The organism is Halovivax cerinus (assembly GCF_024498195.1).
Taxonomy (GTDB): domain Archaea; phylum Halobacteriota; class Halobacteria; order Halobacteriales; family Natrialbaceae; genus Halovivax; species Halovivax cerinus.
The window spans coordinates 3,744,823-3,769,506 of sequence record NZ_CP101824.1 but is presented as its reverse complement, the minus strand read 5'-3'; the positions used below and the strand labels follow the sequence as shown (position 1 = coordinate 3,769,506).

Here is a 24,684-nt window from a genome sequence, read left to right as displayed (position 1 = left end):
CTCATCGATCCTCACCACCGCCATCGGTAATTTCGAGAAAGATCTCCTCGAGATCGGGTTCTAACAGATCGACCGACCGAAACGTCGCCCGCGAGTCACGAATCGTCGCGAGCAAGTCGTGGAATTGCTCGCCGCGAACGGTACGTGCGTCGAATCGCGTCGTTGCGCCTCCTTCGACCCAGTCGGTCGCGCCGACGTCGGATTCGAGCGCGGTTTTCGTCTCGACCGAGAGCGTCCCGTCGAGGCGGACCCGGTACGCTTGTGTGCGAAACACCGAGAGGAGCTCGTCGATCGGATCGTCGGCCACGACCCGTCCGTCGTTCATGATCACGACCCGATCGCAGACGGCCTCGATGACGTCCATGTCGTGACTCGAGAGGATCACCGTCCGCTCTTCCTCGTCGACGAGCGTCCGAAGCTCCCGGCGCAGTTCGAGCGAACTCTCGACGTCCAGGCCGAGGGTGGGCTCGTCGAGAAAGACGACCGGGGTGTCGCGGACGAGCGTGCAGGCCAGCGACGCCTTCTGCTTCATCCCGCGAGAGAGCTCGTTGACCGTCGTGTCGGCCTTATCGGACAGGCCGACCTGCTCGATTAGCGCGTCGATGCGGTCCGTGTCGGCCGGCCGGTCGCCGAGCCGAGCGAAGTACCGGACGTTCTCTCGCACCGTGAGTCGCCAGTAGACGTTCCTCGCACCCTCGAGCATTGCCGCGACAGCGCGATACCCTCTCCTGGGGGAGTCGAGGACGTTCACGCCGTCGATCAGTGCCTCACCAGAGTCCGGCAGGACCAGTCCCAGTAGGAGTTTGATCGTCGTGGTCTTGCCCGCGCCGTTCGGTCCGAGCACCCCGACGGCGGTCCCGGGCTCGACGTCGAGGTCGACCCCGTCGACTGCCGTCACCGCGTCCGCGCCGCTCCCGTACGTCTTGGTGAGGTTCCGGGCCTCGACGATGGTGTTCGCCTGCGCTGATTCGTGTTCGGTCTCAGCGTCGGTCGCCGAGTTTACTTCGTCATCGATCGGACCGCGCCGTTCGTCGGACTGCTCGTCGCTCGGCTCCGCCGACGGCGCGTCGCGTGGACCGCCCGTGGGCGGGTCCGTGTCACCCCCGAATTTCACTGATTCGGTCATTCGATCCACCCTACCCCCGGTTGACAGATAACCCTTCCCTGAACGGCCGTTCGGTTATCTATGTGACAGGTGGGCCCGGTCGAAACCGTCATGGGCCCCTCTCTGAAATGTGTCCTATGGAGTCGCCTGATGGGGTCGACGCGTTCGACGTGCTCGCCGATCCCACCCGGTGGCAGATCGTCTCTGAACTCGCGAAACACCGTCGCGACACCTGGCGGCCGGTCGGCCTCGGGTTCGCGGACCTTCGCAAGGCAATCGGCGTACGGGATGCTGGTCTATTCAACTACCACCTGTCGAAGCTCACCGACCGGTTCGTCCACAAGATCGACGACGAGTACGTACTCACCAACGAAGGACTGTCCCTCGTTGGACGCGTTCTCTCGGGCGCCTACGACCCGGCCACCGTGACGCGGAGAGAGAGTACGTCGCACGTCTGTCCGCGGTGTGAGGAGACCCTCGTCGCGATATACGAACACGGGTACGTCCGACTCAGGTGTCCGACGCACGACGACCTCGTCGGGACGATCCTGTCGAAACGGCCCGTTCGTGACCGCCCGATCGACGAGGTCGTCGAGGTAGCCGGTCGATCCGTTCGGTCGCAACTCCACGACGCGAAAGCCGGACTCTGTCCGCACTGTCGCGGCCGGACCGTGTCGTCACTCCTGGACGAGCCGCCGTCGTACCCGAACCGCGACCTCGACGATCTCGAACGCAGTGAGGCGTTCGTCGGCGTCGACTGTACCGACTGTGGGTTTCACTTCGCCTGGCCCGCGACCGTCTACGTCGTCGATCATCCTGCAACAGTGGCGTTCCGACACGAACTCGGTGACGATCAGTCCGGACTGCCGTACCTCGGGACGTCACTGGAGCGCGTCACCAGCTGGCGGATACCCGTCTCCGACGGTTCGCTGGATTCACCGTCGCCATCAGCTGCCGAGATCGGTCCGGGCGTACCGGCGGTCGACCCGCCTGAGGGGGCAGGGGCGGTCGTCGAGCTGGTCGCCGAGGACGACTCCCTGCGACTCTGGTTACGAGCTGATGCGTCCGTCCTCGACACCCACCTGGAGTCGTAATCAGAAGTCTTGTTCGACGAGGCGGGTGTTTTCGCACTCACTCGCTCTCGGACTGCAGCCGCTTCGTCGTCTCGACGAGCGGGTGGCGGGCGTAGTCCACGACTTCGATGTCGTCGATCGAGGTGAGGTCCTCCTTCTGGGCGGTTCTGGCCATGCCGAGGTCGAGCGGCTCGCCGGTCTCGATGACGTAGGCGTCCATCTCGTCGATACCCTGTCGATCCGCAGCCAGGACGCGGTGGTGACCGTCGGCGAGCAGCGTGGCGCCGGCGTTGTCGATGACGACGAGTGGTTCCGCCAGCCCGTGTTCCAGCTCGTAGCGACGCCCCTCTAGTTCGTCAGCGTAGACGCGCCCCTGCGTAGGGACGAGTTCGTCGAGCGAGACCGTCCGTCGCGTTCGTTCGAAGTCGACACCGTGGATGTTCTCGAGTGTTCTGACGAGTTTGCCCACCTTCTCTGGCGTCGCCCGTTCGATCTGACTGCGAATGACGTCGGCGTTCGAGATGATGCCGACGAGAGTACCCGCGTCGTCGACCACCGGCAGCTTCTGGATGCCCGATCGAAGGATGACGCGGGCCGCGTCGGTCACCTTCATCTCGGGGTGGGCGACGATGAGGTCGGTCGACATCACCTTCCAGATGGGTTCGTCGTCATCCGCCAGTAACAGATCGCGCGCGCTGACGAACCCCTCGACGCGACGGCGATCGCAGACCGGATACCCGCTGTGATTGTCGCTCTCCGCGATGCGGACGGCGACCGTCTCCACCGTCGCGTCCGGGGGAACCGTCGCGACGTCCTGCGTCATGTAATCGCCGACCTGGGGCTTGGTCCCTCGCCACGCCTCCTCCATGTGGCGCCCGTTCGCGTCGCGTGCGCAAAAGTCTGCTCCTCTCCCGGACGTCGCTCGAGATCCCATGCCGACGACGGGTTCCCGTGTATCCGTCGTCGCGTGGCCGCCCGACGGGGTGTCGAGACGGTGTCTCCTCCGTTTGCCGCCCGACGGGGTGTCGAGACGGTGTCTCCTCCGTCTGCCGCCCGACGAGGTGCCAATGTCGTCCCCCGACTGACACGTCCCAGACGCTCGATCGTCGGACGATCCCGCTCTCAGGTCGACCCCTCACCCTCGTCGGGTCCCGCCACGACGCCGGTACGGGCCGGGTCGAACAACAACTCACTCTCGCGCGTGTAGCCGCCCGTCGGTGCGTCCGGGAGCGAATCGATCGCCTCGATGAATCGGTTCTCGACGACGTCCTCGACGGCCGAGAGGATGACGGCCGTGTGATCCGGTGCGCCATCGTCTTCGTCGTCGGGATCGCCGCTTCCGAGGACGCCGATCTCGAGTTGCGCACCGGCCATGTCTGCGTGCCCGCCGGCGTTACCGATGGGTTCGAATGCGTCCCTGACGACCTCGCCGAGGTCAAGCTCGTCGTCCCGGGAGCGCGCCGAGAGGAAGACCATCTCGTCCATGAATCCGTAGACGAGCGTCGTCTCGATGCCCTCCATCGAGAGCAGCCGATCCGCGGCCTGGGGTAAGGAGTCACGACTCGCGATCTGCCCCGCACTCGAGACGACGACGTCGCCGTACGTGTGGCGGTTCTTGATCGTGCGGGCGACCGTATCGAGCGTCTCACCGTCGACCGTCGGCTGCTCGATTCGATCGAGCAGGGATCGGTCGACGTGTGGATTGAGCGTCGCCGCCGCGCGAAAGTCGAGGGCCGAGGTCTCCCGCGTGAAGTCGTTCGTATCTATTCTGATGCCGAACAGGAGCGCCGTCGCGGTCGTCCGATCGAACGGCACACCGAACCGATCGACGTACTCGGTCAGGACCGTACTCGTCGCCCCCGCCTCGTGACGAATGTCGACGAACGCACCCGCGATCGGGCCGCGTGGCGGGTGGTGGTCGATGACGATGTCTACGTCCATATCGACGGGGAGCCCGTCGTTGATTCCGGGTCGGGAGTGATCGACCAGCGCGACCGCGTCGTAGTTTTCGATCGCCTCGGGGCGCTCACACAGCGTCAGATCGAGATCCAGAACGTTGATCATCGCCCGGTTCTCCTGGTGGGAGATCTCGCCGTAGTAACAGGCGTCGGCCTCGACGTCGACCGACGCCGCCAGGTCGACGAGGGCGACCGCACTCGCGATGGCGTCCGGATCCGGATTGTCGTGCGTCACGACGGCGAGGCGACCGTCGATCGCCGTGAGTGTCCGGCGTAGCCGCCTGGCGAGCGCCACTTCGGGATTCGCACCCGCCGCGAGGACGCGGTCTGCGATCGCCTCCGTCGGTTCGATCACGTCGTCGGCGACGTCGCGAAACCGGTCGATCGCCTCCCTCGTGGGCGCCGGTCCGGTGTATGCGACGAGACGCGCGTTCGGAAAGCGTTCGCGAGCGAGCACGGTCGCCGTCAGGTTTTCGTCTCCGCGGTCACCGGCGACGACGACCGACGTCGGTACGTCCAGGCCCGCGAGCGCGTCCGGATCCGTCGGATCGGCCACCGTCGCCGGCACGCCGCGGTCCCTGAGGCGCTCTGCGGTTCGTCGATTGCCGGTGAGACAGTGAATCGACGCCGACCCGGCCCGCAACGTCTCGACGAGACGCTCCCCGACGTCGCCACAGCCGAGCACGAGTCGACGACCCATGGACACCGTTCGGGCTTTGGAAGTAAAAGATACCCGGGTTACGTCGGTCGATCCCGCCGATCAGGCCAAAATCGCACTGGCCGCGTCGATCGCCGATTCGGCGATCGGGCCGAAACCGGGAAGGACGGCGACTGTCATCACGGCCGCCGCGAGGATCGCCGCGTAGAGTCCGACGGGCTGGGCGAGCGAGCCGCGGTCAGTCATCGGCTCTTCGAACCAGACGGCCTTGACCAGCCGCGAGTAGTAGTACAGCGAGAGCGCGCTGTTTATCACCAGCGCGCCGGCGACGACGAGCAAGCCGGCGTCGATCGCCCCCGTGAAGAGGAAGTACTTGCTGAAGAATCCGCCGAGCGGTGGTACCCCTGCGAGGCTGAACATGAACGCCGTCAGCGCGACGGAGGCGATCGGTGCACGTCGGCCGAGCCCGTTGTAGTCGGCGAACGTCCGGCCGACGCCCCAGTACTCCGCGAGCGCGACGAACGTGAACGCGCCCGTATTCATGAACGCGTAGACGAAGAGGTGCATGAACGCCGCGCCGAGGACGAGCGACTCGGCGCTCGTCCCGACGCCCGCCAGGCCGATGAGCGCGTAGCCCGCGTGGCCGATCGAGGAGTACGCGAGCATCCGCTTTACGTTCTCCTGGACGGCCGCGGCGAAGTTGCCGATCGTCATCGTCAGGACCGCGAGGACGGCGAACGCGAGCGACCAGTCGAAGCCGACGATGCCCGCCGTCGCTTCGACGGGGAACGCGGTTACGAAGACGCGGAACGCGACCACGAATCCGGCCGCCTTCGAGGCCGACGAGAGGAAGGCCGCGATCGGAGCGGGCGCGCCCTCGTAGGCCTCGGGCGCCCAGAAGTGAAGCGGAACGCTCGCGGTCTTGAACGCGATCCCGGCGATCAGGAGGACGATGCCGACGCCCAGCAACCCGTCGTGACCGGACACGTCGTGGTCGGCGCCAGTGAGCGGATTCTGACCGGTCTCGCCTGCGATCGCGTCGGCGACCAGATCGAGTTGGAGGACGCCCGTCGCGCCGTAGATCAGGCTGATGCCGTAGACGAAGATGGCGGAGGCGAGCGCGCCCAGCAGGAAGTACTTCAGACCGGCCTCGACGCTCCCCCGGTTGTCCTTCAGGATCGCGACGAGGGCGTACGAGGGCAGGCTGGCCAGTTCGAGCGCGAGGAAGACGGTCACGAGGCTGTTGGCCGCCGCCATCGTCGCCATGCCGGTCGCCGCCAGCAGGACGAGCGAGTAGTACTCGCCCTGGTGGGCGTGGCCGTCCATGTAGTCGTAACTCGCGACCGCGACCAGCGCCGTGACGATCGCCGTCACGAGCATGAAGAACAGTGCGAGCTGATCGACGACGAGCTGGTCGTCGAAGAGCCCGATCGCACCGAGGCCGTCGGGTTCGGGGACGCCGACGCCGGCGATCATGAACCAGACGCCGACGCCCAGGGCGGCGAGTGCGCCGCCTGCGGTCGTCCCCGCGAGCAGGCCGCGATCAGGCTCGTGCGGTCGGAGACTGTCGAGCCCGAAGACGACGAGCGCGGTCGCCGCGAGCACGAGCGCCGGACCCAGGGCGGCCGCGTCCGGCAGCTGGATCGGTTCGATCACGCCAGCTCACCCCCGCTGAGTGCGACGGCGTCGCCGGCGATGATCGGCTCGGTCGCGTCGGTGATCATGCCGAAGATCGTCTCCGGGGCGACCCCCAGAAGCACGATCAGCGCGAGTAACACGAGCATCGGCGCGAGGTCGTGAACTGGCGCCCGCTCTAGCTCGTAGTCGGTCTCGAGCGAGAACGGTCCGAAGAACGTCCGCTGCATCGCGAACAGCAGGTAGCCCGCGACGATGACGATGCCGAACATCGCCACGCCGGTGAAGACCGGCGCGTGGGGGATCCCCGAGTCGAACGCCCCGTAGAAGATGGTGAACTCGGCGTAGAAGCCGCTCATCAGTGGCAGACCCATGTAGCCGAACGCGCCGGCGACGAAGATCCAGCTCGCGATCGGCATCTTCGCCGTGATCCCGGACATGTCCGTCACCATCCGGGTGTGCGTCGCGTTGTAGACCACGCCGACGGCCATGAACATGAGCCCGGAGATCAGTCCGTGGCTCACCATCTGGAAGGTCGCGCCGCCGATGCCGAACTGCGTGTAGGCGACGAGACCCAGGATGACGTAGCCCATCGACGAGACGGAGGAGTACGCGACGATCCGTTTCAGGTCCGTCTGGGCCAGCGCGAGCATCGCGCCGTAGATGACGCTCACGACGGCGATCGCGGCGATCGGGATCGCGAAATCCGCGACCTGGTTCGGGAACATGGTGAAGTTGAATCGCAGCAGGGCGTAGGTCCCCATCTTCAGCAGGACGCCGGCCAGCAGTACCGACGCGGGCGTCGGCGCTTCGACGTGGGCGTCCGGGAGCCAGGTGTGAAACGGCACGACCGGCACCTTCACCGCGAACCCGAGGAACAGGCCGACAAAGATCGCGGCGGCTAGCGTGGACGACCCGAGACCGAACATCGACCCGAGTTCGCCGGCGCGCATCGCCTGTGCGATCTCCGGGAGCGCGAAGCTCGACACGGCGTCTCCGAGCCCGAAGACCAGGGCGACGAACGAGCCGAACATGACGAGCGAGGCGACGTTCGTGTAGACGAAGAACTTGATCGCCGCGTACTTCCTGCGAGGACCGCCCCAGATCCCGATAAGGAAGTACATCGGAATGAGGACGGCCTCCCAGAAGATGAACCACAGCAGGAAGTCGAGCGCGACGAAGACGCCGAGCAAGTTGGCCTCGATGAACAGCACGAGGCCGTAGAACTGCGACTCCCGGTCGTCGATCGGCGTCCACGACGAGAGGATCGCGAGCGAGGTGAGGACGGTCGTCAGGACGACCAGCGGGAGGCTGATGCCGTCGAGACCGACGAACCAGCTCACCGTGTACGCCGATTCGCCCGTTCCGAGCTGGAACCACTCCGCGTGCGTCTCGAACGCGAGGTCGCCGCCCAGCAGTGCGTTGCCGCTACCGTCGAACGCCGAGAGTAGCCACAGCGAGACGCCGGCGGGAAGCAAGCTGATCGCGAACGCCAGCCTGCCGGCGATCCGATTCGGTGCGAGGAACGTGACGGCCGCGCCGATGAACGCGACCGCGAGTAACAGCTCGATCATCACAGGAACCACCCTCCGTTGATACCGAGGACGACCAGTAACACGAGCACGCCGAGTATCACGAGCGCCGCGTAGTCGGTCACCTGCCCCGTCTGTAGCCGCCGGAGTCGATCGCCGCCGTAGCGGCTGACGCTACTGACACTGTCGACGACGCCGTCGATGGCCGTCTGGTCGAACCGATCGGTCGCCCGCGCAAGGGGTAGCGTCAGGCCGCGCGCCAGCCAGACCTGGTACTCGTCCTGGTAGTAGTTGGCGTCGGCGAGGTCGCGAAGCGAGCCGAGGCGCTCGGTGTGCCGTCGCGGTTCCGCGCCGCCATACAGCGTCCAGGCCAGCGCGGCGCCGCCGAGGGCCAGCCCGAGCGAGAGGACGGCGGACAGCACCACCGTTCCCTCGGGGCCGCCGACGTACTCGTGACCGTACTGGACGGTCTCGCTGTAGGCGTGGTACGTGACCCCGTCGACAGAGCCGACGCCCTGGCCGTCGAGCCACCGTTCGAGGAACGCGACGTCGAGGCCGGCGAGCTCCTCGATCGGTTTCAGGTTCATCGCGCCGCCGACGAGTGCCAGGACACCGAGTACGGCCAGCGGAATCTTCGCCGGCAGGCCGATCGAATGCGGCGATTCGGCCGCCTCCGAGCGCGGTTCACCGTGGAAGGTCAACCGAACCATCCGGATCGTGTAGAACCCGGTGAAGAACACGGCGAGCAGCGCCATCGCGTACGCGGCGAGGATGAGCGGTTGGTCAAGGCCGACGACGAGCGCGTCGTAGAGCACCTCGTCTTTCGACCAGAAGCCGCTGAACGGGATGATTCCCGCGAGCGCGAGCGAGCCCGCGAGGAACGAGTAGTAGGTGACGGGCATCCGGTCTTTGAGCCCGCCCATCTCCCACATGTCCTGTTCGTGATGCATGGCGATGATGACCGCGCCGGCGCCGAGGAAGAGCAGCGCCTTGAAGACGGCGTGGTTGAGCAGGTGGAAGACGCCGGCGACGTAGCCGCCGACGCCCAGCGCGAGCATCATGTAGCCGTACTGGCTGATGGTGGAGTACGCGAGCACCTGTTTCACGTCGTCTTTGACACAGCCCATCGTCGCCGCGAACAGTGCGGTGAAGCCACCGACGAACGCGATGATCGCGAGCGCCGTGGGCGAGAGCGCGTAGTAGCCGAACATCCGGGCGACGAGATAGACGCCGGCGGCGACCATCGTCGCCGCGTGGATGAGCGCCGACACCGGCGTCGGACCCTCCATCGCGTCGGGCAACCACGTGTGAAGCGGGAACTGGGCGGACTTGCCGATCACGCCGCCCAGCACGAGGAGCCCGGTGATCGTCACCCAGGTCTCGGCGTCGAAGCCGAAGAAGGTCTCCGAGTCGATCGCCGCCTCCGCCGCGGTGACGAACGAGGCGTCGCCCGCGAACGAGAGCGTGCCGTAGGTCGCCGCGATGGCGACGACGCCGACGAGGAAGAAGAAGTCCCCGAAGCGCGTGACGAGGAACGCCTTCTTCGCTGCCGAGGGAGCCGATTTCGTCTCGTACCAGAAGCCGATGAGGAGGAACGAGCACAGTCCCACCAGTTCGAAGAAGACGAACGACATCAGCAGGTTGTCCGCGACGACGAACGCGAGCATGCTGAACGTAAAGAGGCCGAGCCCGGCGTAGTACCGCGGCAGGCCGGTCTCGCCCTCGGCGTTCATATAGCTCAGGCTGAAGACGTGGACGAGGAATGCGATCAGCGAGACCACGACCAGCATGGCCGCCGACAGCGGATCGATCAGCAGGCCGAAGTGGAACGTGATCTCGGGCGTCTCGAACCACGTGTACACCAGTTCGTTCACCGGGTCGTTCCCCACGAGCGTGAGCGCCATCACGATCGAGAGGGCGAGCGATCCACCAGTGGCCGCGATGCCCGGGATCGCTCCCGAAAGTGGCAGGTGGCGGCCGACGAGCAGCGTGATCGCGAACGCCACCAGCGGGAACAGCACGATCGCGGGCGCGAATGTAAACAATCCTTCCATGTTACCACCTCATCGTCGTCGGTATCGAGACGTCGATCGTCCCGAAGTTTCGATACAGGACCAGGATGATGCCGAGTCCGACCGCGACCTCGGCCGCGGCCAGCCCCAGGACGAACAGACTGAACACCTGCCCGGACAGCGTGCCGTGGTACAGCGCGAAGGCGACCAGGTTGATCGCCGCCGCGTTCACCATCAGCTCGATCGCCATCAGGAACATGAGCGCGTTCCGTCGGGTCAGGATACCGAACAGCCCGATGCAGAACAGGCCGGCCGACAGCAGGACGTACCACTCGATGGCGATCATCGACCGTCACCTCCGTCGTCATCGTCGACGGGACCGTCGCTGGTGTCCTCGGTATCGACGTCGGACGGAGCCGTGTCCTCGACGACACTTTCAGAGTCTGGGGTCTCGCCCTGGTCGGTCGTCGTCCGGCCGCCGTCGGTCGCGTCCGCACCGGCCGATTCGGCCGAGCGGTCGGCCGTGCCGGTCGAGGGGCCGTCGAACGCGCTCGGCCGGACCGACTCGTCCGGGCCCTCGCGCGTCGCGAGGACGAGCGAGGCGTCTAACGCCGCGTCTAAGACGACCGCGATCAAGAGGAACGAAACCAGGAACGATTCCGTACCGGGGACGCCCTGGCTCTCCTGCAACCCCGCGAAATCGAACAGCGAGTAGCCGATCGCCGCCGTTATCGAGACGCCGTCGGGATACCCGACGGAGCCGGCAAAGTCCGTCCCGAAGACGACGGCTGCGAAGATTCCGAACAGCCCCACGGCGAGTAGGCCGGGGACGAATCGCGTACTCAGGGGAACGAGCCGCGGGCGGCTCATCGGGCCGCCACCTCCGCGTCGTCGGTCGGCTCGCCCGGCCGACGTTCGCCGGCCTGTGTGAGCATGACGGCGAACGAGATCAGCACGAGCACGCCGCCGACGTAGACGAGGACCTGGATCACCGCGAGGAACTCGGCGGCGAGCATGACGTAGTGGGCGGCCACCGAGAGCAGCGAGACGCCGAGCATCAGCGCCGAGTGCCAGCGATCGCGCAGCAGGACGACGCCCGCCGCACTGGTGAGCGTGACGGCGGCGAACAGAGCGAAGCCGACGGTCTCCATCATTGGTAGTCCACCTCCCCGTCGCCCTCGCCGACCCAGCCGCCGCGGTCGGGTTCGCGCACCTCGAGCGGGTCGATGTCCTTGTACCAGGGGACAGCCTTGAGCTGTTCTTTGTTGTAGACCAGTTCGGACTTGGTGTCGCCGGTGAACTCGAAGTTCTGCGTCAGCAGGATGGCGTCGGTGGGACAGACCTCCTCGCAGAGTCGGCAGTAGACGCACTGTCCGACGTGGAGGTTGTACTGCTCGCCGTTGCGCTGGTCGTCCATCACGATCTGGATGGTGTCGTTCGGGCAGACTTTCTCGCACTGGCGACACCAGATGCACCGCTCCTGGCTGAACTTGTGCACGCCGCGAAAGCGCGGCGACACCTTCGGCACCTCGTCGGGGTACGCCACGGTGTACACTTCGCCGTCCAGTGCGTGTTTCATCGTCGTCGCCAGCGATTTGAGCAATCCGATCATACGAAGAACACCCCCACGATACCCGCGGTCAACAGCAGGTTCGCGAACGACAGCACCAGCAGTCCCTTCCAGCCGATCTCGATCAGCTGGTCGATCCGGACCCGGGGCATCGCGGTCCGGAACCACTGTGTTAGCAGGAAGAAGGCCGTGACTTTGAGGACGAACCAGACGATGCCGAGCGCGGCCGGACCGGGTCCGGCCGGTCCACCGAGGAACAGCGTGGCCATGATCCCGCCGGCCAGGAAGATGTGGAGGAACTCCGAGAGGTAGACGAGTACGAAGTAGACGCTCGAGTACTCCGTCTGGTAGCCCGCCACGATCTCGGTCGGGGCTTCCGGCGTGTCGAACGGGTTCCGTGCGACCTCGGCCATCCCCGCCGCCAGAAACAGCACGAACGCGAACGGATTGACGAACGCGAACCAGCCGGGGATCGAAACGGGGCCGAGTTGTACCAGGGTCTCCGCTTGCACCGCGACGATCTCGCTCATCTGCAGCGAACCGGTGTAGAGGATGACCGACGCGCCGGTGAGGATCAGCGGGATCTCGTAGGCGATGTTCTGCGCGGTCGCGCGCAGGCCGCCCATAAGGGCGTACTTGTTGTCCGAGGCGTAGCCCGCGGTCATCATCCCGAGCGTCGACAGCGAGGCGATCGCGAAGGCAAAGAGCAGGCCGACCTCGGGGTCGGCGAGGTGGATCCCACTCCCCATCGGGATGACGGCGAAGCCGAAGATCGCGGAGAACACCATGATGATCGGCGCGATATCCCACGCCGGTCGATCGACCCCCTTCGGAACGATCAACTCTTTCGCCATGAGCTGGATCGCGGCCGCGGGGATGATGAACAGTCCCCAGGGACCGTGCTCGGTGATCGAGTACCGATCGGAAAAGTCCGCGAAGATCTTTCGTTTCCCCCACGGGCCGGCGAACGCCGACATCACCAGCAGCAGGTTGGCGATGAGGAACGCGGCGACGAACGCGGTGGCCGCCTGTCCGGCGAAGCCGAGGTCGCCGATTCCGAGGAGGTCCGCGATCGCGTCGGGGAGTGGCATGGCCGTCGCCACCGTCGGGGGCGCCATCACCGATCCACCTCCCCGAGGATGACGTCGATACTGCCCAGTGTGGCGATGAGGTCGGCGACGTACTCGCCGTTGGCCGCCTCACCGAGCGCTTGCAAGTTACTGAAGCACGGACTTCGGATCTTGAAGCGAGCCGGCTTGTCGGAGCCGTCGGAGCGGATGTAGATGCCGAGTTCGCCCTTCGCGCCTTCGACGGATCGGTAGACCTCCGTGTCGGCGTCCGGTTTGAGCGTCCGCGGCACGTTCGACTGGATCTCTCGCTCGTCTTCCGGCCAGTCTTCTAAGATGTCGACGCACTGCTCGACGATCTTCGCCGATTCCTCGAGTTCCTGCATGCGGACGAGGACGCGCGCGTAGTTGTCACAGCCGTCGTAGACGGCGACGTCCCAGTCGAGTTCCTCGTAGTAGCCGTAGGGGTCGTCGCGCCTGACGTCGTAGTCGATACCGGAGCCCCGGGCGACGGGGCCGGTGACGCCGTAGCTCTTCGCGGTCTCCGGATCGAGGTGCCCGGTGTCGATACACCGCTGCTGGAAGATCTCGTTGTTCGTCAGCAGGTCGTGGTACTCGTCGACCGACCCCTCGAAGCTGTCGAGGAACGTCCGGATGGACTCGAAGAAGTCCTCGCGCGGTTCCGGAAGATCCCAGACGACCCCGCCCAGCCGGAAGTAGTTGAACATCATCCGCTGACCGGTGAGGTCCTCTAAGATGTTGAGGACGTCCTCGCGGTCCTGCCAGGCGTACTGGAAACTCACCGTGAAGTCGCCGACGACGTCAAGCGCGAAGGCGCCGATCGAGATCAGGTGGGCGGCGATCCGACAGAGTTCCGACCCCATCGTCCGGATCACCTGGGCGTACTCGGGAACCTCGATATCGGCCATGTCTTCGATCGCCCGCGCGTAGGACCACTCGTTCAGGAGGCCCGCCGAGACGTAGTCCCAGCGGTCCGGGTAGGGCATGATCTGGTGTCGGTAGGTTCCCGACTGGCACATCTGCTCCTCACAGCGGTGTAAGTAGCCGATGTCGGGTTCCACGTCGGCGACCGTCTCGCCGTCGAGAACGGTCTTCAGGTGCAGGACGCCGTGGGTAGCCGGGTGGTGCGGACCGATGTTCAGGAACATCGTGTCTCGCTCCTCGTCGTGGTGGTGCTCGGCGATCGGGTTCGCGTGCTCAGACAGGCTGACGAGCTGGGGCTTGTCCTGATCGTAGTCGAGGCCCAGTGGGTGGCCCTGCCAGGTCTCCGGGAGGAGGATGCGCCGGAGGTCGGGGTGATCCTCGTACTCGATGCCGACGAGGTCGTAGGCTTCGCGCTCGTGCCAGTCCGCGGTCCGGTAGACGGCGTCCGCGCTCTGGCTGACGGGCTCGTCCGTACTCGTCGGGACGACGACGCTCACTTCCTGACTCCGGTCGTCGTACTTGGTCAGGTGATAGATACTCTCGTACCGATCCGCGTACTGCTGGGCGGTGAGACACGTGAGGTGATCGAATCCGCCCTCGTCTCGCAGCGCCCGCAGCGCGGACTGGACTTCGTCCGGGCGGATCACGACGCCCTGGGCGTTGACGTGGTCCTCCCAGCCGATGGCGTGGTCGCCGAGGATTTCCTCGAGCGTCTCCCGATCGTCGGTGTGTTCGAGCGTTTCCTCGGGGCGGGGCGGCTCCAGACTCACGGCGAGTCACCCCAGTTGTAGCGCATGACCAGCGTCTCCTCGTCGATCTCGTTCGCCAGCTCACGGACGACCTCGTCTCGTTCTACGTCCCCGAACTGTTCCAGTTCGTACGGCTTGACGGTGACGGGGGCGGATTCGCCGTGCTGGACGCGATCCTGGAGCTTTCGGATGCCGTAGATCAACGCTTCGGGTCGTGGCGGGCAGCCGGGGACGTGGATGTCGACCGGGATGATCTCCTCGGCGCCCTTCACCACGTTGTACCCTTCCTGGAACGGGCCGCCGGAGATCGTACACGAGCCCATCCCGACGACGAACTTCGGCTCCGGCATCTGGTCGTAGAGGCGCTTCATCCGCGGGCCGAACTTCGAGACGATCGTCCCGGGGACGATCAGCAGGTCGGCTTGCCGGGGCGAGGCGCGCGGGACGCCCGTCCCGAAGCGGTCCAGGTCGTGACCCGGCATGTACGTCCCCATCATCTCGATGGAACAACAGGCGATCCCGAACTGCAGGACGAACATAGAGGAGCTTCGTGCCCAGTTCAGGAAGGCGTCGAACTTGGTGAGGATGAACGGGGTCGACCCGAACAGCTCTCGCAGTCGGGAGTTAAAGCGCTCGTCGACGTCCCCCATCCGGGCCTCCTGCGTCTTCGAGGCGACGTCTCTCGGCCCTGTCGTATCGTAGGTGTCGTGTGAACTCATTGGTCTAGTGTCGAACGCCAGTCGGTTGTCCCACTACGCGCCCAGCTCACGGCGCCGTTGCGCCAGGCCCAGGCCAGTCCGACGACGAGAATTCCGAGGAACGAGAGCATCGGGGCCAGGACGGCGGCTGCCGATACGCCCGCGTCGAGGGCGTCGCGGTAGACGACGACCCAGGGGAAGATCAACGCGGTCTCGACGTCGAAGATGACGAACAAGAGCGCGACCATGTAGTACTGAACGTTGAATCGAAACCGAGTCCCGCCGGTCGGGATCTCCCCGCTCTCGTAGGTCTGGCGCTTGCCGTCCTCGGGGACGCTCGGCCGGAGCAGGCTCGAGAGGGTGAGCAGGCTTATCGGCATGAGGACCCCGACTATGGCCATCGCACTAATCGCTATCCACGCGGTACTCATCTCGCGTTTGGCTTGGGTATAACCCTATTTAAGAATTCTCAAAGCCTCAGACGGCCGTGCGGCCGAATGCGCCGACCTGCTGGTGGATCTCCTCGAACGCAGTGGAACTGATGACGAACACCCAGGTTCTGCTACCAGTCGGTGACGGGTTCGAAATCGGCCCCGTCGACGCTCGTCTCGTCATCACGTCCGCTCCCGTTCCGAGAACTGGCCCGGTTTTCGTCTCGCAGTATCGCCGCTCACTCGTCACGAGCTGCCGCGAACGCCTCGGTCCCCAGGTCGTGGAGGTCGCGCGAGACGCCACCGACGGCTTCGCGGAGGTCGTCGTGGTACGCTACCAGTCGCTCGCGGACCGCGTCGTGCTGACGGGCGAGAATCTGTGCCGCAGAGAGCGCCGCGTTGAACGACTTGCCGGCGTCGACGGCGACCAGCGGCGCACCCGTCGGCATCCCGATGACCGAATCGACGGACTTCTCCTGGACGGGGACGCCGATCACCGGCAGCGGGTAGGCGATCGAGGCAGTCATGTTGGGCAGGTCGGCCGACTTGCCACCCGCGCCTGCGATGATGACCTCGATCCCCCGATCCTCGGCCGTCTCGGCGTAGGCCGCCATCAGATCGGGAGTGCGATGGGCCGACGTGACGTACGTCTCGAAGGTGAAGCGCTCGGCAGGTGAGTTCTCGAAACTGGTCTGCTCGGCGAAGCCGAGTTCGTCGACGAACGCGTCGTAGGCGCCGCGGCGACGGCCGCCCGAAAGCATCGTCTCGAGGTCGGAGTCGCTCCCCATGACGATCCCGACGTCGGGCGTCTCGGCGGCCGGGCGATCCTGCGCGGCCTCGTCGTGGAGACGATCGATCAGCGTTGAAACGGCGGACTCGCTCATGTGACCGGGTTGACGACGGGATGCAATGAAAGGAGCGGGTTCGAGTCCGGTCGCTTCGGGTGAGACATCGTTCTGCGTCGGTTCGGCGGCGAGCCGGCCGGTGGATCCGACGAGAGAGCGACCGTCGCCGACCTAGCGGTCGATTCGTTCGAGGAGGGCGGAACTCACGCGTTCGGCGACCCACATCCCGATCAGGAAACTCGCGGCCAGCAGGACGAAGTCGACCGGGAAGGGGACCGGGAAGAACAGGCTCGTCAGCAGTGAGTACGCGACGTACATGACGGGTAGGCCGACGAGGAGGGCTGCCCCGAAGTAGAGTACCGTCACGAGGGGCAGTGAGCGCGTGCGTTTCGTAGCGGTGGACATGATAACTCCTTCGTCAGTCTGTCATAAATATCTTCTCTGCCACGTCCTGCTATCGGTTCGATCGTACCGGCCGCCCCCGACTGAGAGCGACGATCGCTGTACGAATCCGGACGGTTGGTGAGGACGTGGGCCGAGTCGACGGCATTCAGCAACCCTCTCTCCAGGAGAGCGCTACTCGAACGTCACGGCGTCTCGGAGCCCGGTCGCCCGCGACAGCAGCGTCTCGACGTCGTCGCCTTCGGTGTCAGTCATCGTGACGTGGCCCATCTTTCGAAGCGGCCGGGCTTCGGCTTTGCCGTACCAGTGGAGGTGGGCGCCGGCGGTCTCGTGGATCCGGTCGACGTTCGCGAGCGCGGCGGGTTTCGCCTCCTCGACATCGGCGAGGAGATTTGCCATGACAGTGGGGGATCGGAGTCTTGTCGACCCGAGCGGCCAGCCCAGCACGGCTCGAACGTGCTGTTCGAACTGCGAGGTCTCGGCCCCCTCGATGGTCCAGTGGCCGGAGTTGTGCGGGCGCGGGGCGATCTCGTTCAGGAGTATCTCTTCGTCGTGCGTTTCGAAGCACTCGATCCCGTAGACGCCACGGCCGTCCATCACGTCGAGCACGTCCAGCGCGACCTCTCTGGCGCGTTCCCGTGCAGCGTCGCTCGAACGCGTCGGCACGATCGTTTCCCGAAGGATCTCGTCGCGGTGGACGTTCTCGCCGACGGGGAAGGTCGCGACGTCGGTTTCCCCGGATCCGCTCGCGCCTTCGTCGGTTACACCGGCCGCCCCGTCGGTCGCGCCTTTCACGGCGATGACGCTCACTTCGCGCGCATAGTCGACGAATGACTCGACCATCGCGGGACCGGCGACGGCGTCCAGAGCGTCCTCGGCGTCGGCTTTCGACTCGACGGGGACGTTGCCGCGGCCGTCGTAGCCGCCGGTGCGGGCCTTCAGCATGACCGGGGCACCGTAGTCGTCGATGGCGTCGCGTATGTCCGCGGCGTCTTCGACGGCGCGGAACGGCGGGACGGGGATCCCTGCGCCTTCCAGTTCGCGCTTCTGAACCAGCTTGTCGTGGATCGTCCGCAACGTGGACGGCTTCGGGTGGATCGAAACTCCGGTCGCCTCGCTCACGCGTTCCATCGCGTCCTGGTCGGCCAGTTCGATCTCGAACGTGAGGAAATCCGAGCGCTCCGCGAGTCGACGGATGGCATCCTCGTCGTCGAAGTCGGCGACGAGCTGTTCACGAGCGACGGGTGCGGCCGGACAGTCCGGCGTCGGATCCAGTACGGCGAGTTCGACCCCGAGCGGAGCCGCCGCCTCGCCGAGCATTCGGCCGATCTGTCCCCCGCCGACGACTCCGAGTGTCGGGCCTGGCGATCGTAGCGTCGTCATCATCCCGTGGTTGCCAGGGTCGGCGCTTAAGAATTCTCACTCGCCCGGTCCGGGTGCTCGTCCGCTCGTCGATCGATCCGCTGGTCGGCTTGGTGGCTCACCGTACCGTCTCCCTGTCGATCCGCGGGCCGTTTTTGCGGCCGACGGTGAGCCGTCTGGGACCTTCGGCCGGAAGAAACCATTTTCGACCGTACAATTTGTGATTTATGCTTGTGGCTGCCGGTGGTAAGTTGATGTATTACGGCGACCGATGAATCCCACCATGAAGTATAAATAAGAGTACTTGCTTTTGTGAGGATATGACTATAGACCGGCGTCGACTGCTCCAGACGAGTTCCGCCGCAGCTGTACTCGCTCTGGCCGGCTGCCTGGGCGGCGACGATAGCGATGATGACGAGAACGGCGACGGTGGCGATGGCGACTACGTCGCGGACATGGAACCGTGGGAGGACCTTCCGGAGCCAGAGACCAGAGAGGAGTATCTTCAGCGGGCGAACCTCGCAGCCCACCAAGAGGCGCCCTGGATATTCCTCAACCGGCAGTACAGCAACTACGGAAAGTCCGCGGATCTTGACTGGGCGGCGCGCAACGACGAACTGATCAAGGGCGCCGAGATGTCGGGTCTGAGCGAGGTCGTGGTCACCCAGGGGAACATGGACAGCGGCCTCGACCCGCACGACCACCGTGAAACGCCGACGACCAACATCGCGCTCCAGGCGTACGACCGACTGCTAGACCGCACATCGGACGGTGAGGTACAAGCCGGTCTCGCGGAGGACTGGGAACGAATCGAGGACGGGCAGGTCCGATTCCACCTTCGCGACGGCGTCACCTTCCACAACGGGGACGAGCTCCAGCCCGAAGACGTCGCGTTCAGCGTCAACCGGATCGTCGACCCCGACGTTGGCGGTCTCGAGAGTCCGCAGAACGACCAGCTGGCGGGGGTCACGGGCGCGGAAGTCGTCGACGGCGAGAACGCGGTCGACGTCTTCTCGGACGGGCTGAATCCGATCGTCTTCTCGCTGTTCGCGTCGTACTGTGACATCGTCCAGCGCGACTGGATCGAGTCTCGCGAGAGTGGCGAGCTCAACCGCGATATGAACGGAACCGGCCCATTCCAGCTCGCATCGTACGAACCCGACGTCGAGGTCGTCTTCGAACCGTACCAGGATCACTGGAACGGCGCTCCCGACGTCGACACGTTGACGTTCCGCGCGGCGTCAGAGGACAGCACGCGCGTCAACCAGCTCATCCAGGGCGAGACCGACGTCATCGTCAACGTTCCTCCGCAGGAAGTCTCTCGTGTCCAGGACGAAGGGGCGACGGAGATGGCGGCCGTCCCGAGTACGCGGATCATCTACAACGGGATGCGCTACGACGTCGAACCGTTCGATAGCGTCGAGTTCCGTCGCGCGATGAACTACGCGATCGACCTCGAGACGATCGTCGAGGACACGTTACAGGGCTTCGCCGACCAGACGGGGCAGCCAACCCTCGAGGGATTCGTCGGCTACAACGAGGACATCGATCCGTATCCCTACGATCCGGACCGGGCGGAAGAGCTTATCGAGGAGTCCGGTTACTCGGGAGCGGAGCTCACCCTCCACACGCCGGTCGGCCGGTACCTGAAGGATCTCGAGATCGCCCAGGCCACCGCCGGGTACATCGACGACCTCGACAACGTCTCCGCGTCCGTCCAGCAACGGGACTTCGGCTCGCTCGCCGGTGAACTCACCGATGGTGACATCACGACCGCCCCGGACTGGTACCTGATCGGGTGGGGCAACGAAGTGTTCGACGCGACCCAGACGATTATCCCCCTGTTGACCAGTGACGGCGCACTGACCTCCTACAAGAACGAAGCGTTCGACCAGTTGCTCGAGGAGGCACAGAGCCTGCCGGGGTCCCAGTAACGCCGTTCAATGTCCCTGGGACGGTTCCTCGTCAAACGAACGCTACAGGGCGTCCTGGTCGTCTGGGGAGTCATAACCGTCGTGTTCGTACTCCGCGTCATCTCTCCCGGCGACCCGGTCACGTTCATCGCTCCACTGGACGCGAGTCCGGAGCTCAAGCGGCGCATCGCGTCTGATCTGGGTCTCGACCAGCCGCTGTACGTCCAGTACGGGGAGTACCTCGCGGGCCTGGTCCAGGGAGACATGGGCTACTCGTATCGACGCGGACTCCCGGCCAGCGAGATCGTCTTCGGACGCGTCCCGGCGACCGTGGAACTCGCCGTCGCCTCGAGCCTGGTCGCGATGGTACTGTCGATTCCGCTCGGTGTCGTCGCCGCCACGCGCCGTCACGAGCCCGCAGACTACGGTGCCACGCTCTTTTCCCTGCTGGGCATCTCGACCCCGAACTTCTGGCTGGGGATCATGCTCATCCTGGTACTTTCCGTCCAGTTCGACCTCTTTCCGACGAGTACCCGGCCGGTCGGGTTCGCCGACGCGTTCGGCCAGCTCGTGTGGGTGCGGTTCGAGGGTGGCCTCTCGGTCGGTGCGCCGCTCGACGTCGGCGCGTTCGTCGAGACCCTCCGGACGTGGCTCTGGTACATCGCATTGCCCGCGACGACGCTCGGAACGTACTTCACGGCGCTGATAACCCGGTTGACCCGTAGCGGCATGCTCGACGAACTCGGTAAAGAGTACGTCGACGCCGCGCGGGCCAAGGGTTTGCCGGAGACGTTGGTCCGGTACCGTCACGCGCTGCGAAACACCCTCATTCCGATCATCACGGTGCTCGGCCTCCAGCTCGGGACGCTCATCGGCGGGGCCGTCATCACTGAAGCGGTGTTCGCTTGGCCGGGCCTGGGAACGCTGTTGATCGAGTCGATCAACGTCCGCGACTGGCCGATCATCCAGGGGTCGCTGATCGTCATCGGTACGAGTTTCGTCGTTCTGAACACGGCAGTCGACGCGCTGTACGCCTATCTCAATCCACAGGTGGGATACGAATAATGATCTCTGACCGATTACGACGGAGTCTCTCCTCGGAATTACGCCGGAGCTTCCTCGCGAAGCTCGGCATCGCTCTGGTCGCGTTCGTCCTGCTCGCGGCCACCTTCGCACCGATCCTGGCACCGCACGATCCGACGGACACGAACCCCGGTGACGCGAACTTGCCACCGCTTGGGTTCAGCACCACCGAGAACCAGACGACGAACCAGATGACCGACGACGGCGACATCGAGATCGTCCAAGAGCGCGTCCAGATCGACGCCACCGTATCCCATCCACTCGGGACGGATCCCGTCGGCCGGGACGTCCTCAGCAGGGTCTTGTTCGGGGCGCGGACCTCCCTGCTGGTGGGCCTGTTCGGCACGGCCCTGGCGGTCGGGTTCGGCGTCACCGTTGGGTTAGTCGCTGGCTACTACGGCGGGCGCCTCGACGACGGCCTGATGCGGGCCGCGGACGTCATGCTGGCGTTCCCGTCGCTCGTGCTGGCGATCGCGCTGATCGGGCTCTGGGGCCAGCAGGCCGTCCCGATCCCCGACCCGTTCCACTGGCTCGGAATCACACCCGAGATGCCGGCAGATACCGTGTTACCGGGGACTGTGATCGTCGTCGTCGCGCTGGTCAACTGGGTGTGGTTCGCCCGCGTGGCCCGCGGCGAGGCACTGTCGGTTCGCAACGAGGAGTACGTCAAAGCCGCCCGGAGTCTGGGGGCCACGGACAGGACGATCCTCCTCAAGCACGTGCTCCCCAACAGCGTGACGCCGATCCTGGTCCTCGCGACGATTCAGGTCGCCGCGATCATCCTCTTAGAGAGCGCCCTCTCCTTCCTCGGGTTCTCGGGGGCCAACCTCTCCTGGGGGATCGACATCGCCCAGGGCCGGAACTACCTCTCGTCGGCGTGGTGGGTCGCGACCGTCCCCGGCGTCGGTATCGTCGTCGCGGTCGTCGGTGTCAACCTCATCGGCGACTGGCTCCGGGACGCACTCGACCCCGGTATCGACCAGGGGGAGGGTGGTGTCTGATGGCGCGCGATCTCCTTCGCGTCCGCGACCTGACGACGCGCTTCTTCACCGAGGAGGGCCAGGTAAACGCCGTCGAGGGCATCTCATTCGACGTCGAGGCGGGTGAGGTCCTCGGAATCGTCGGGGAGTCCGGGTCGGGCAAGAGCGTCACCGCACTCTCGCTGATCGACCTGGTCGACGATCCCGGCCGGATCGTCGACGGGGAGATCTGGTACCGCAACGCCGACCTCGCCGAGGAGACGGCGTCCGACGTTCCGGCGGCCGTCGACGGCGACTTCGTCGACGTCCGCCGGCTCTCCGCACGACACCGGCGGGCGCTTCGCGGCCAGAGCTTCGCGACGATCTTCCAGGATCCCGCGAGCAGTCTGAATCCGTCGCTGCCGGTCGGCGAGCAGATCGCAGAAGCGGTCGAAGTCCAGCGTCGCGCGACCGCGGACCCGCGCTCGACCCGCTCGCGGACCCAGGGCTACGGCCTCGGCAAGTTCCTGATCGGCGGGGCGATGCCGGGGAAAGGGTACCTCACCGAGGAGAGCCGGGCGCGGGCGATCGAACTGCTGGAACTCGTGGGCATTCCGGATCCCGCCGAACGAGCCGAGGAGTACCCTCACCAGTTCTCCGGCGGGATGCTCCAGCGGGCGATGGTCGCCCAGGCGCTGGCCGGCGAGCCGGACGTGCTGATCGCCGACGAGCCCACGACCGCCCTCGACGTCACGATCCAGGCCCAAATTCTGGAACTGCTGGACGAACTCCAGGCGGAGACGGGAATGACGATCGTCCTGATCACGCACAACCTCGGCGTTATCGCCCGAATGAGTGATCGCGTCCTCGTGATGTACGCCGGCGAACTCGTCGAGCGCGGCTCGCTCGCCGACGTGTTCGACGACCCTGTCCATCCGTACACTCGCGGACTCATCGGGTCGAGTCCCGACGTGGACGACCCCGGGAAGCAACTCGACCCCATCCCTGGCAACGTGCCGAGCCTGCTCGACGACGAGATGGAGGACCGGTGTTACTTCGCGGATCGCTGCCCGAAAGCCATGGAGGAGTGTCTCGAGAAGCCGCCATCCTTCGACGCCGAGGGGAGCGAGGACCACGCCGCGAAGTGTTACCTCGCCGACCACGACTACGATCCGACCCGAGCGCTCCCGGAGGGATACTTCGATGAGTAGCGAACGACCGATCCGCGGGGACGAACGAACGGGTGACGATCGTGGGGGTACCGAGCACCCGGGCGACGAGCGCTATGGTGGCGTTCCCGTCGGCGAGGTACCCGACGACGAACCGGCGCCGACGGGGCCGACGCCCGCGACGGCGGACGAACCTGGCGAGAGCCCGCTCGTTCGCGTTCGGAACCTGCAGAAGTACTTCTACGAGGACGACACGCTGTACGATCGACTGCTCGGGCAGGAGCCGACGGCGATCCGAGCCGTCGACGGCGTCAGCTTCGACGTCCGCGAGGGCGAAACGCTCGGCCTGGTCGGCGAGTCCGGTTGCGGGAAGTCCACCACCGGCGAGACGCTGCTGCGGTTGCAGGAGCCGACCGGCGGCACCGTCGAGTTCGACGGGCAGGACCTCGAGAACCTCGACGACCTCACGCCGTTCCGTCGTCGCGCCCAGGTGATCTTCCAGGACCCGTTCTCGAGCCTGGACCCGCGGATGACGATCGGCGCGAGCGTGCGTCAGGCGCTCGACGTTCACGGCGTGGGTACGCCCGACGAGCGCCGAGAGCGCGTCGCGGAGCTGTTAGAGCGGGTCGGGCTCTCCGCCGACCAGTTCGATCGGTACCCACACGAGTTCTCGGGCGGCCAGCGCCAGCGCGTCGGTATCGCACGGGCGCTCGCGCTTGACCCGGACTTCCTAGTGCTGGACGAACCGACCAGCGCGCTCGACGTCTCGGTGCAGGCCCAGGTCCTGAACCTGCTGGAGGAACTCCAGGACGAGTTCGACCTCACGTACCTGTTCATCAGCCACGACCTGGGGGTCATCCGCCACATCTGCGACCGGATTGCGGTCATGTACCTGGGCGAGATCGTCGAGATCGCCCCCGCGGACGAACTCTTCGAGAACCCGCAACATCCCTACACCGAGGCGCTCCTAGAGAGTGTCCCGCGCGCTTCGACTGCCGAGGCCGACCGCGAACTGGAGACGCTTTCGGGTGACGTGCCGTCGCCGCGAAACCCGCCCTCTGGCTGTCGGTTCCGGACGCGGTGTCCGAAGGTCATCCCGCCGGACGACCTCCCGCTCTCGCAGAACCAGTACCGCGCAGTGATGGACGTCCGGGCGCGTATCGAGGATCACGAGGTGAGCCTCGAACCGGTCGAGGGCGACGGAGACGAGGGCGTGTCGGTCGCCGGTCTCCGCGACCGACTGTTCGAGGAGGCCCTGCCGCCGGCCGAGGCCGAGCGCGTCGACGCGGCCCTCTCCGAGCTCGTCGACGGCGAGTGGGAGGCCGCCGCGGCGACGCTCCGGGAGCGCTACGAGAGCGTCTGCGAGCGCCGCCACCCGGACGGCGAGCGGGCGGCCTGCCACCTCCAGCAGGTGCCCGCGGACGAGCACCCGTCCGCCGGCGATTCCGGCGAGTGAGTCGAGGTCGTGCGTCGGCGGCGTCCGAACCGGTTCACGCGTGCGTTTCTCGGCTTCCGCCG

Annotated in this window: 24 protein-coding genes; 6 read left to right on the top strand and 18 right to left on the bottom strand. The window is 65.9% G+C overall.

What is annotated here, in order from left to right; translation table 11 throughout:
* Position 1: 1 nt before the first annotated feature.
* Positions 2-1,126 (bottom strand): ABC transporter ATP-binding protein, encoded by a 1,125-nt coding sequence (locus NO366_RS17895; RefSeq protein ID WP_256532145.1) that lies wholly within the window; start codon positions 1,124-1,126, stop codon positions 2-4.
* Between the two features lie 116 nt (positions 1,127-1,242).
* Between NO366_RS17895 and NO366_RS17890 the strand changes: the two genes are divergently transcribed.
* Positions 1,243-2,199, top strand: a complete 957-nt coding sequence (locus NO366_RS17890; protein WP_256532144.1) for a DUF7351 domain-containing protein — start codon at positions 1,243-1,245, stop codon at positions 2,197-2,199.
* A gap of 37 nt (positions 2,200-2,236) precedes the next feature.
* Here the strand turns inward: NO366_RS17890 and NO366_RS17885 are convergent, their stop codons facing one another.
* The 17 genes from NO366_RS17885 to NO366_RS17805 form a co-directional block, all read right to left on the bottom strand.
* Positions 2,237-3,046 carry a CBS pair associated ParBc domain-containing protein gene (locus NO366_RS17885; protein ID WP_256532143.1) on the bottom strand — a complete coding sequence of 270 codons (810 nt, stop codon included), beginning with the start codon at positions 3,044-3,046 and terminating at the stop codon, positions 2,237-2,239.
* Positions 3,047-3,300: 254 nt separating this feature from the next.
* The gene (locus NO366_RS17880) at positions 3,301-4,836 is read right to left on the bottom strand and encodes a DHH family phosphoesterase (protein ID WP_256532142.1); all 1,536 of its coding nucleotides are present in this window, start codon (positions 4,834-4,836) and stop codon (positions 3,301-3,303) included.
* 60 nt (positions 4,837-4,896) lie between these two features.
* Positions 4,897-6,447 (bottom strand): NADH-quinone oxidoreductase subunit N, encoded by a 1,551-nt coding sequence (locus NO366_RS17875; RefSeq protein WP_256534047.1) that lies wholly within the window; start codon positions 6,445-6,447, stop codon positions 4,897-4,899.
* Positions 6,447-8,006 carry a complex I subunit 4 family protein gene (locus NO366_RS17870; RefSeq protein ID WP_256532141.1) on the bottom strand — a complete coding sequence of 520 codons (1,560 nt, stop codon included), beginning with the start codon at positions 8,004-8,006 and terminating at the stop codon, positions 6,447-6,449. Before NO366_RS17870 ends, NO366_RS17875 begins: the two co-directional genes overlap by 1 nt.
* Positions 8,003-10,015, bottom strand: a complete 2,013-nt coding sequence (nuoL, locus tag NO366_RS17865; RefSeq protein ID WP_256532140.1) for an NADH-quinone oxidoreductase subunit L — start codon at positions 10,013-10,015, stop codon at positions 8,003-8,005. The genes NO366_RS17870 and nuoL overlap by 4 nt, the downstream gene beginning before the upstream one ends.
* Before the next feature lies 1 nt (position 10,016).
* On the bottom strand, positions 10,017-10,319 hold the full coding sequence (gene nuoK, locus NO366_RS17860; RefSeq protein WP_256532139.1) for an NADH-quinone oxidoreductase subunit NuoK: 303 nt from the start codon (positions 10,317-10,319) through the stop codon (positions 10,017-10,019).
* Positions 10,316-10,843 (bottom strand): hypothetical protein, encoded by a 528-nt coding sequence (locus NO366_RS17855; protein WP_256532138.1) that lies wholly within the window; start codon positions 10,841-10,843, stop codon positions 10,316-10,318. The genes nuoK and NO366_RS17855 overlap by 4 nt, the downstream gene beginning before the upstream one ends.
* Positions 10,840-11,124, bottom strand: coding sequence for an NADH-quinone oxidoreductase subunit J (locus NO366_RS17850; protein ID WP_256534046.1), 285 nt, complete (start codon positions 11,122-11,124; stop codon positions 10,840-10,842). Before NO366_RS17850 ends, NO366_RS17855 begins: the two co-directional genes overlap by 4 nt.
* The gene (locus NO366_RS17845; RefSeq protein WP_256532137.1) at positions 11,124-11,585 is read right to left on the bottom strand and encodes a NuoI/complex I 23 kDa subunit family protein; all 462 of its coding nucleotides are present in this window, start codon (positions 11,583-11,585) and stop codon (positions 11,124-11,126) included. Before NO366_RS17845 ends, NO366_RS17850 begins: the two co-directional genes overlap by 1 nt.
* The gene (locus NO366_RS17840; protein WP_256532136.1) at positions 11,582-12,661 is read right to left on the bottom strand and encodes a complex I subunit 1/NuoH family protein; all 1,080 of its coding nucleotides are present in this window, start codon (positions 12,659-12,661) and stop codon (positions 11,582-11,584) included. The genes NO366_RS17845 and NO366_RS17840 overlap by 4 nt, the downstream gene beginning before the upstream one ends.
* Positions 12,661-14,325, bottom strand: a complete 1,665-nt coding sequence (locus NO366_RS17835) for an NADH-quinone oxidoreductase subunit D (protein ID WP_256532135.1) — start codon at positions 14,323-14,325, stop codon at positions 12,661-12,663. Before NO366_RS17835 ends, NO366_RS17840 begins: the two co-directional genes overlap by 1 nt.
* Positions 14,322-15,023, bottom strand: coding sequence for an NADH-quinone oxidoreductase subunit B (locus tag NO366_RS17830; RefSeq protein WP_256532134.1), 702 nt, complete (start codon positions 15,021-15,023; stop codon positions 14,322-14,324). The genes NO366_RS17835 and NO366_RS17830 overlap by 4 nt, the downstream gene beginning before the upstream one ends.
* The gene (locus NO366_RS17825; protein ID WP_256532133.1) at positions 15,020-15,433 is read right to left on the bottom strand and encodes an NADH-quinone oxidoreductase subunit A; all 414 of its coding nucleotides are present in this window, start codon (positions 15,431-15,433) and stop codon (positions 15,020-15,022) included. The genes NO366_RS17830 and NO366_RS17825 overlap by 4 nt, the downstream gene beginning before the upstream one ends.
* A 46-nt stretch (positions 15,434-15,479) precedes the next feature.
* Positions 15,480-15,617 carry a hypothetical protein gene (locus tag NO366_RS17820; RefSeq protein WP_256532132.1) on the bottom strand — a complete coding sequence of 46 codons (138 nt, stop codon included), beginning with the start codon at positions 15,615-15,617 and terminating at the stop codon, positions 15,480-15,482.
* A 55-nt stretch (positions 15,618-15,672) separates the two neighbouring features.
* Entirely contained in the window at positions 15,673-16,317 is a 645-nt protein-coding gene (locus tag NO366_RS17815; protein ID WP_256532131.1) for an AIR carboxylase family protein, read from the bottom strand.
* A gap of 132 nt (positions 16,318-16,449) precedes the next feature.
* The gene (locus NO366_RS17810) at positions 16,450-16,683 is read right to left on the bottom strand and encodes a hypothetical protein (protein WP_256532130.1); all 234 of its coding nucleotides are present in this window, start codon (positions 16,681-16,683) and stop codon (positions 16,450-16,452) included.
* A gap of 171 nt (positions 16,684-16,854) precedes the next feature.
* The gene (locus NO366_RS17805) at positions 16,855-18,063 is read right to left on the bottom strand and encodes a 5-(carboxyamino)imidazole ribonucleotide synthase (RefSeq protein WP_256532129.1); all 1,209 of its coding nucleotides are present in this window, start codon (positions 18,061-18,063) and stop codon (positions 16,855-16,857) included.
* Between the two features lie 299 nt (positions 18,064-18,362).
* On the opposite strand from NO366_RS17805, the gene NO366_RS17800 reads away from it, so the two are divergent.
* From NO366_RS17800 to NO366_RS17780, 5 genes are read left to right on the top strand one after another with little or no spacing between them, the layout of a single operon-like run.
* Entirely contained in the window at positions 18,363-19,976 is a 1,614-nt protein-coding gene (locus NO366_RS17800; RefSeq protein WP_256532128.1) for an ABC transporter substrate-binding protein, read from the top strand.
* A gap of 9 nt (positions 19,977-19,985) precedes the next feature.
* The gene (locus NO366_RS17795; RefSeq protein WP_256532127.1) at positions 19,986-21,020 is read left to right on the top strand and encodes an ABC transporter permease; all 1,035 of its coding nucleotides are present in this window, start codon (positions 19,986-19,988) and stop codon (positions 21,018-21,020) included.
* Positions 21,020-22,039, top strand: coding sequence for an ABC transporter permease (locus NO366_RS17790; protein WP_256532126.1), 1,020 nt, complete (start codon positions 21,020-21,022; stop codon positions 22,037-22,039). Before NO366_RS17795 ends, NO366_RS17790 begins: the two co-directional genes overlap by 1 nt.
* Positions 22,039-23,208, top strand: coding sequence for an ABC transporter ATP-binding protein (locus NO366_RS17785; protein WP_382273727.1), 1,170 nt, complete (start codon positions 22,039-22,041; stop codon positions 23,206-23,208). Before NO366_RS17790 ends, NO366_RS17785 begins: the two co-directional genes overlap by 1 nt.
* Positions 23,201-24,622, top strand: coding sequence for an ABC transporter ATP-binding protein (locus NO366_RS17780; protein ID WP_382273728.1), 1,422 nt, complete (start codon positions 23,201-23,203; stop codon positions 24,620-24,622). Before NO366_RS17785 ends, NO366_RS17780 begins: the two co-directional genes overlap by 8 nt.
* The last annotated feature ends 62 nt before the right edge of the window (positions 24,623-24,684 follow it).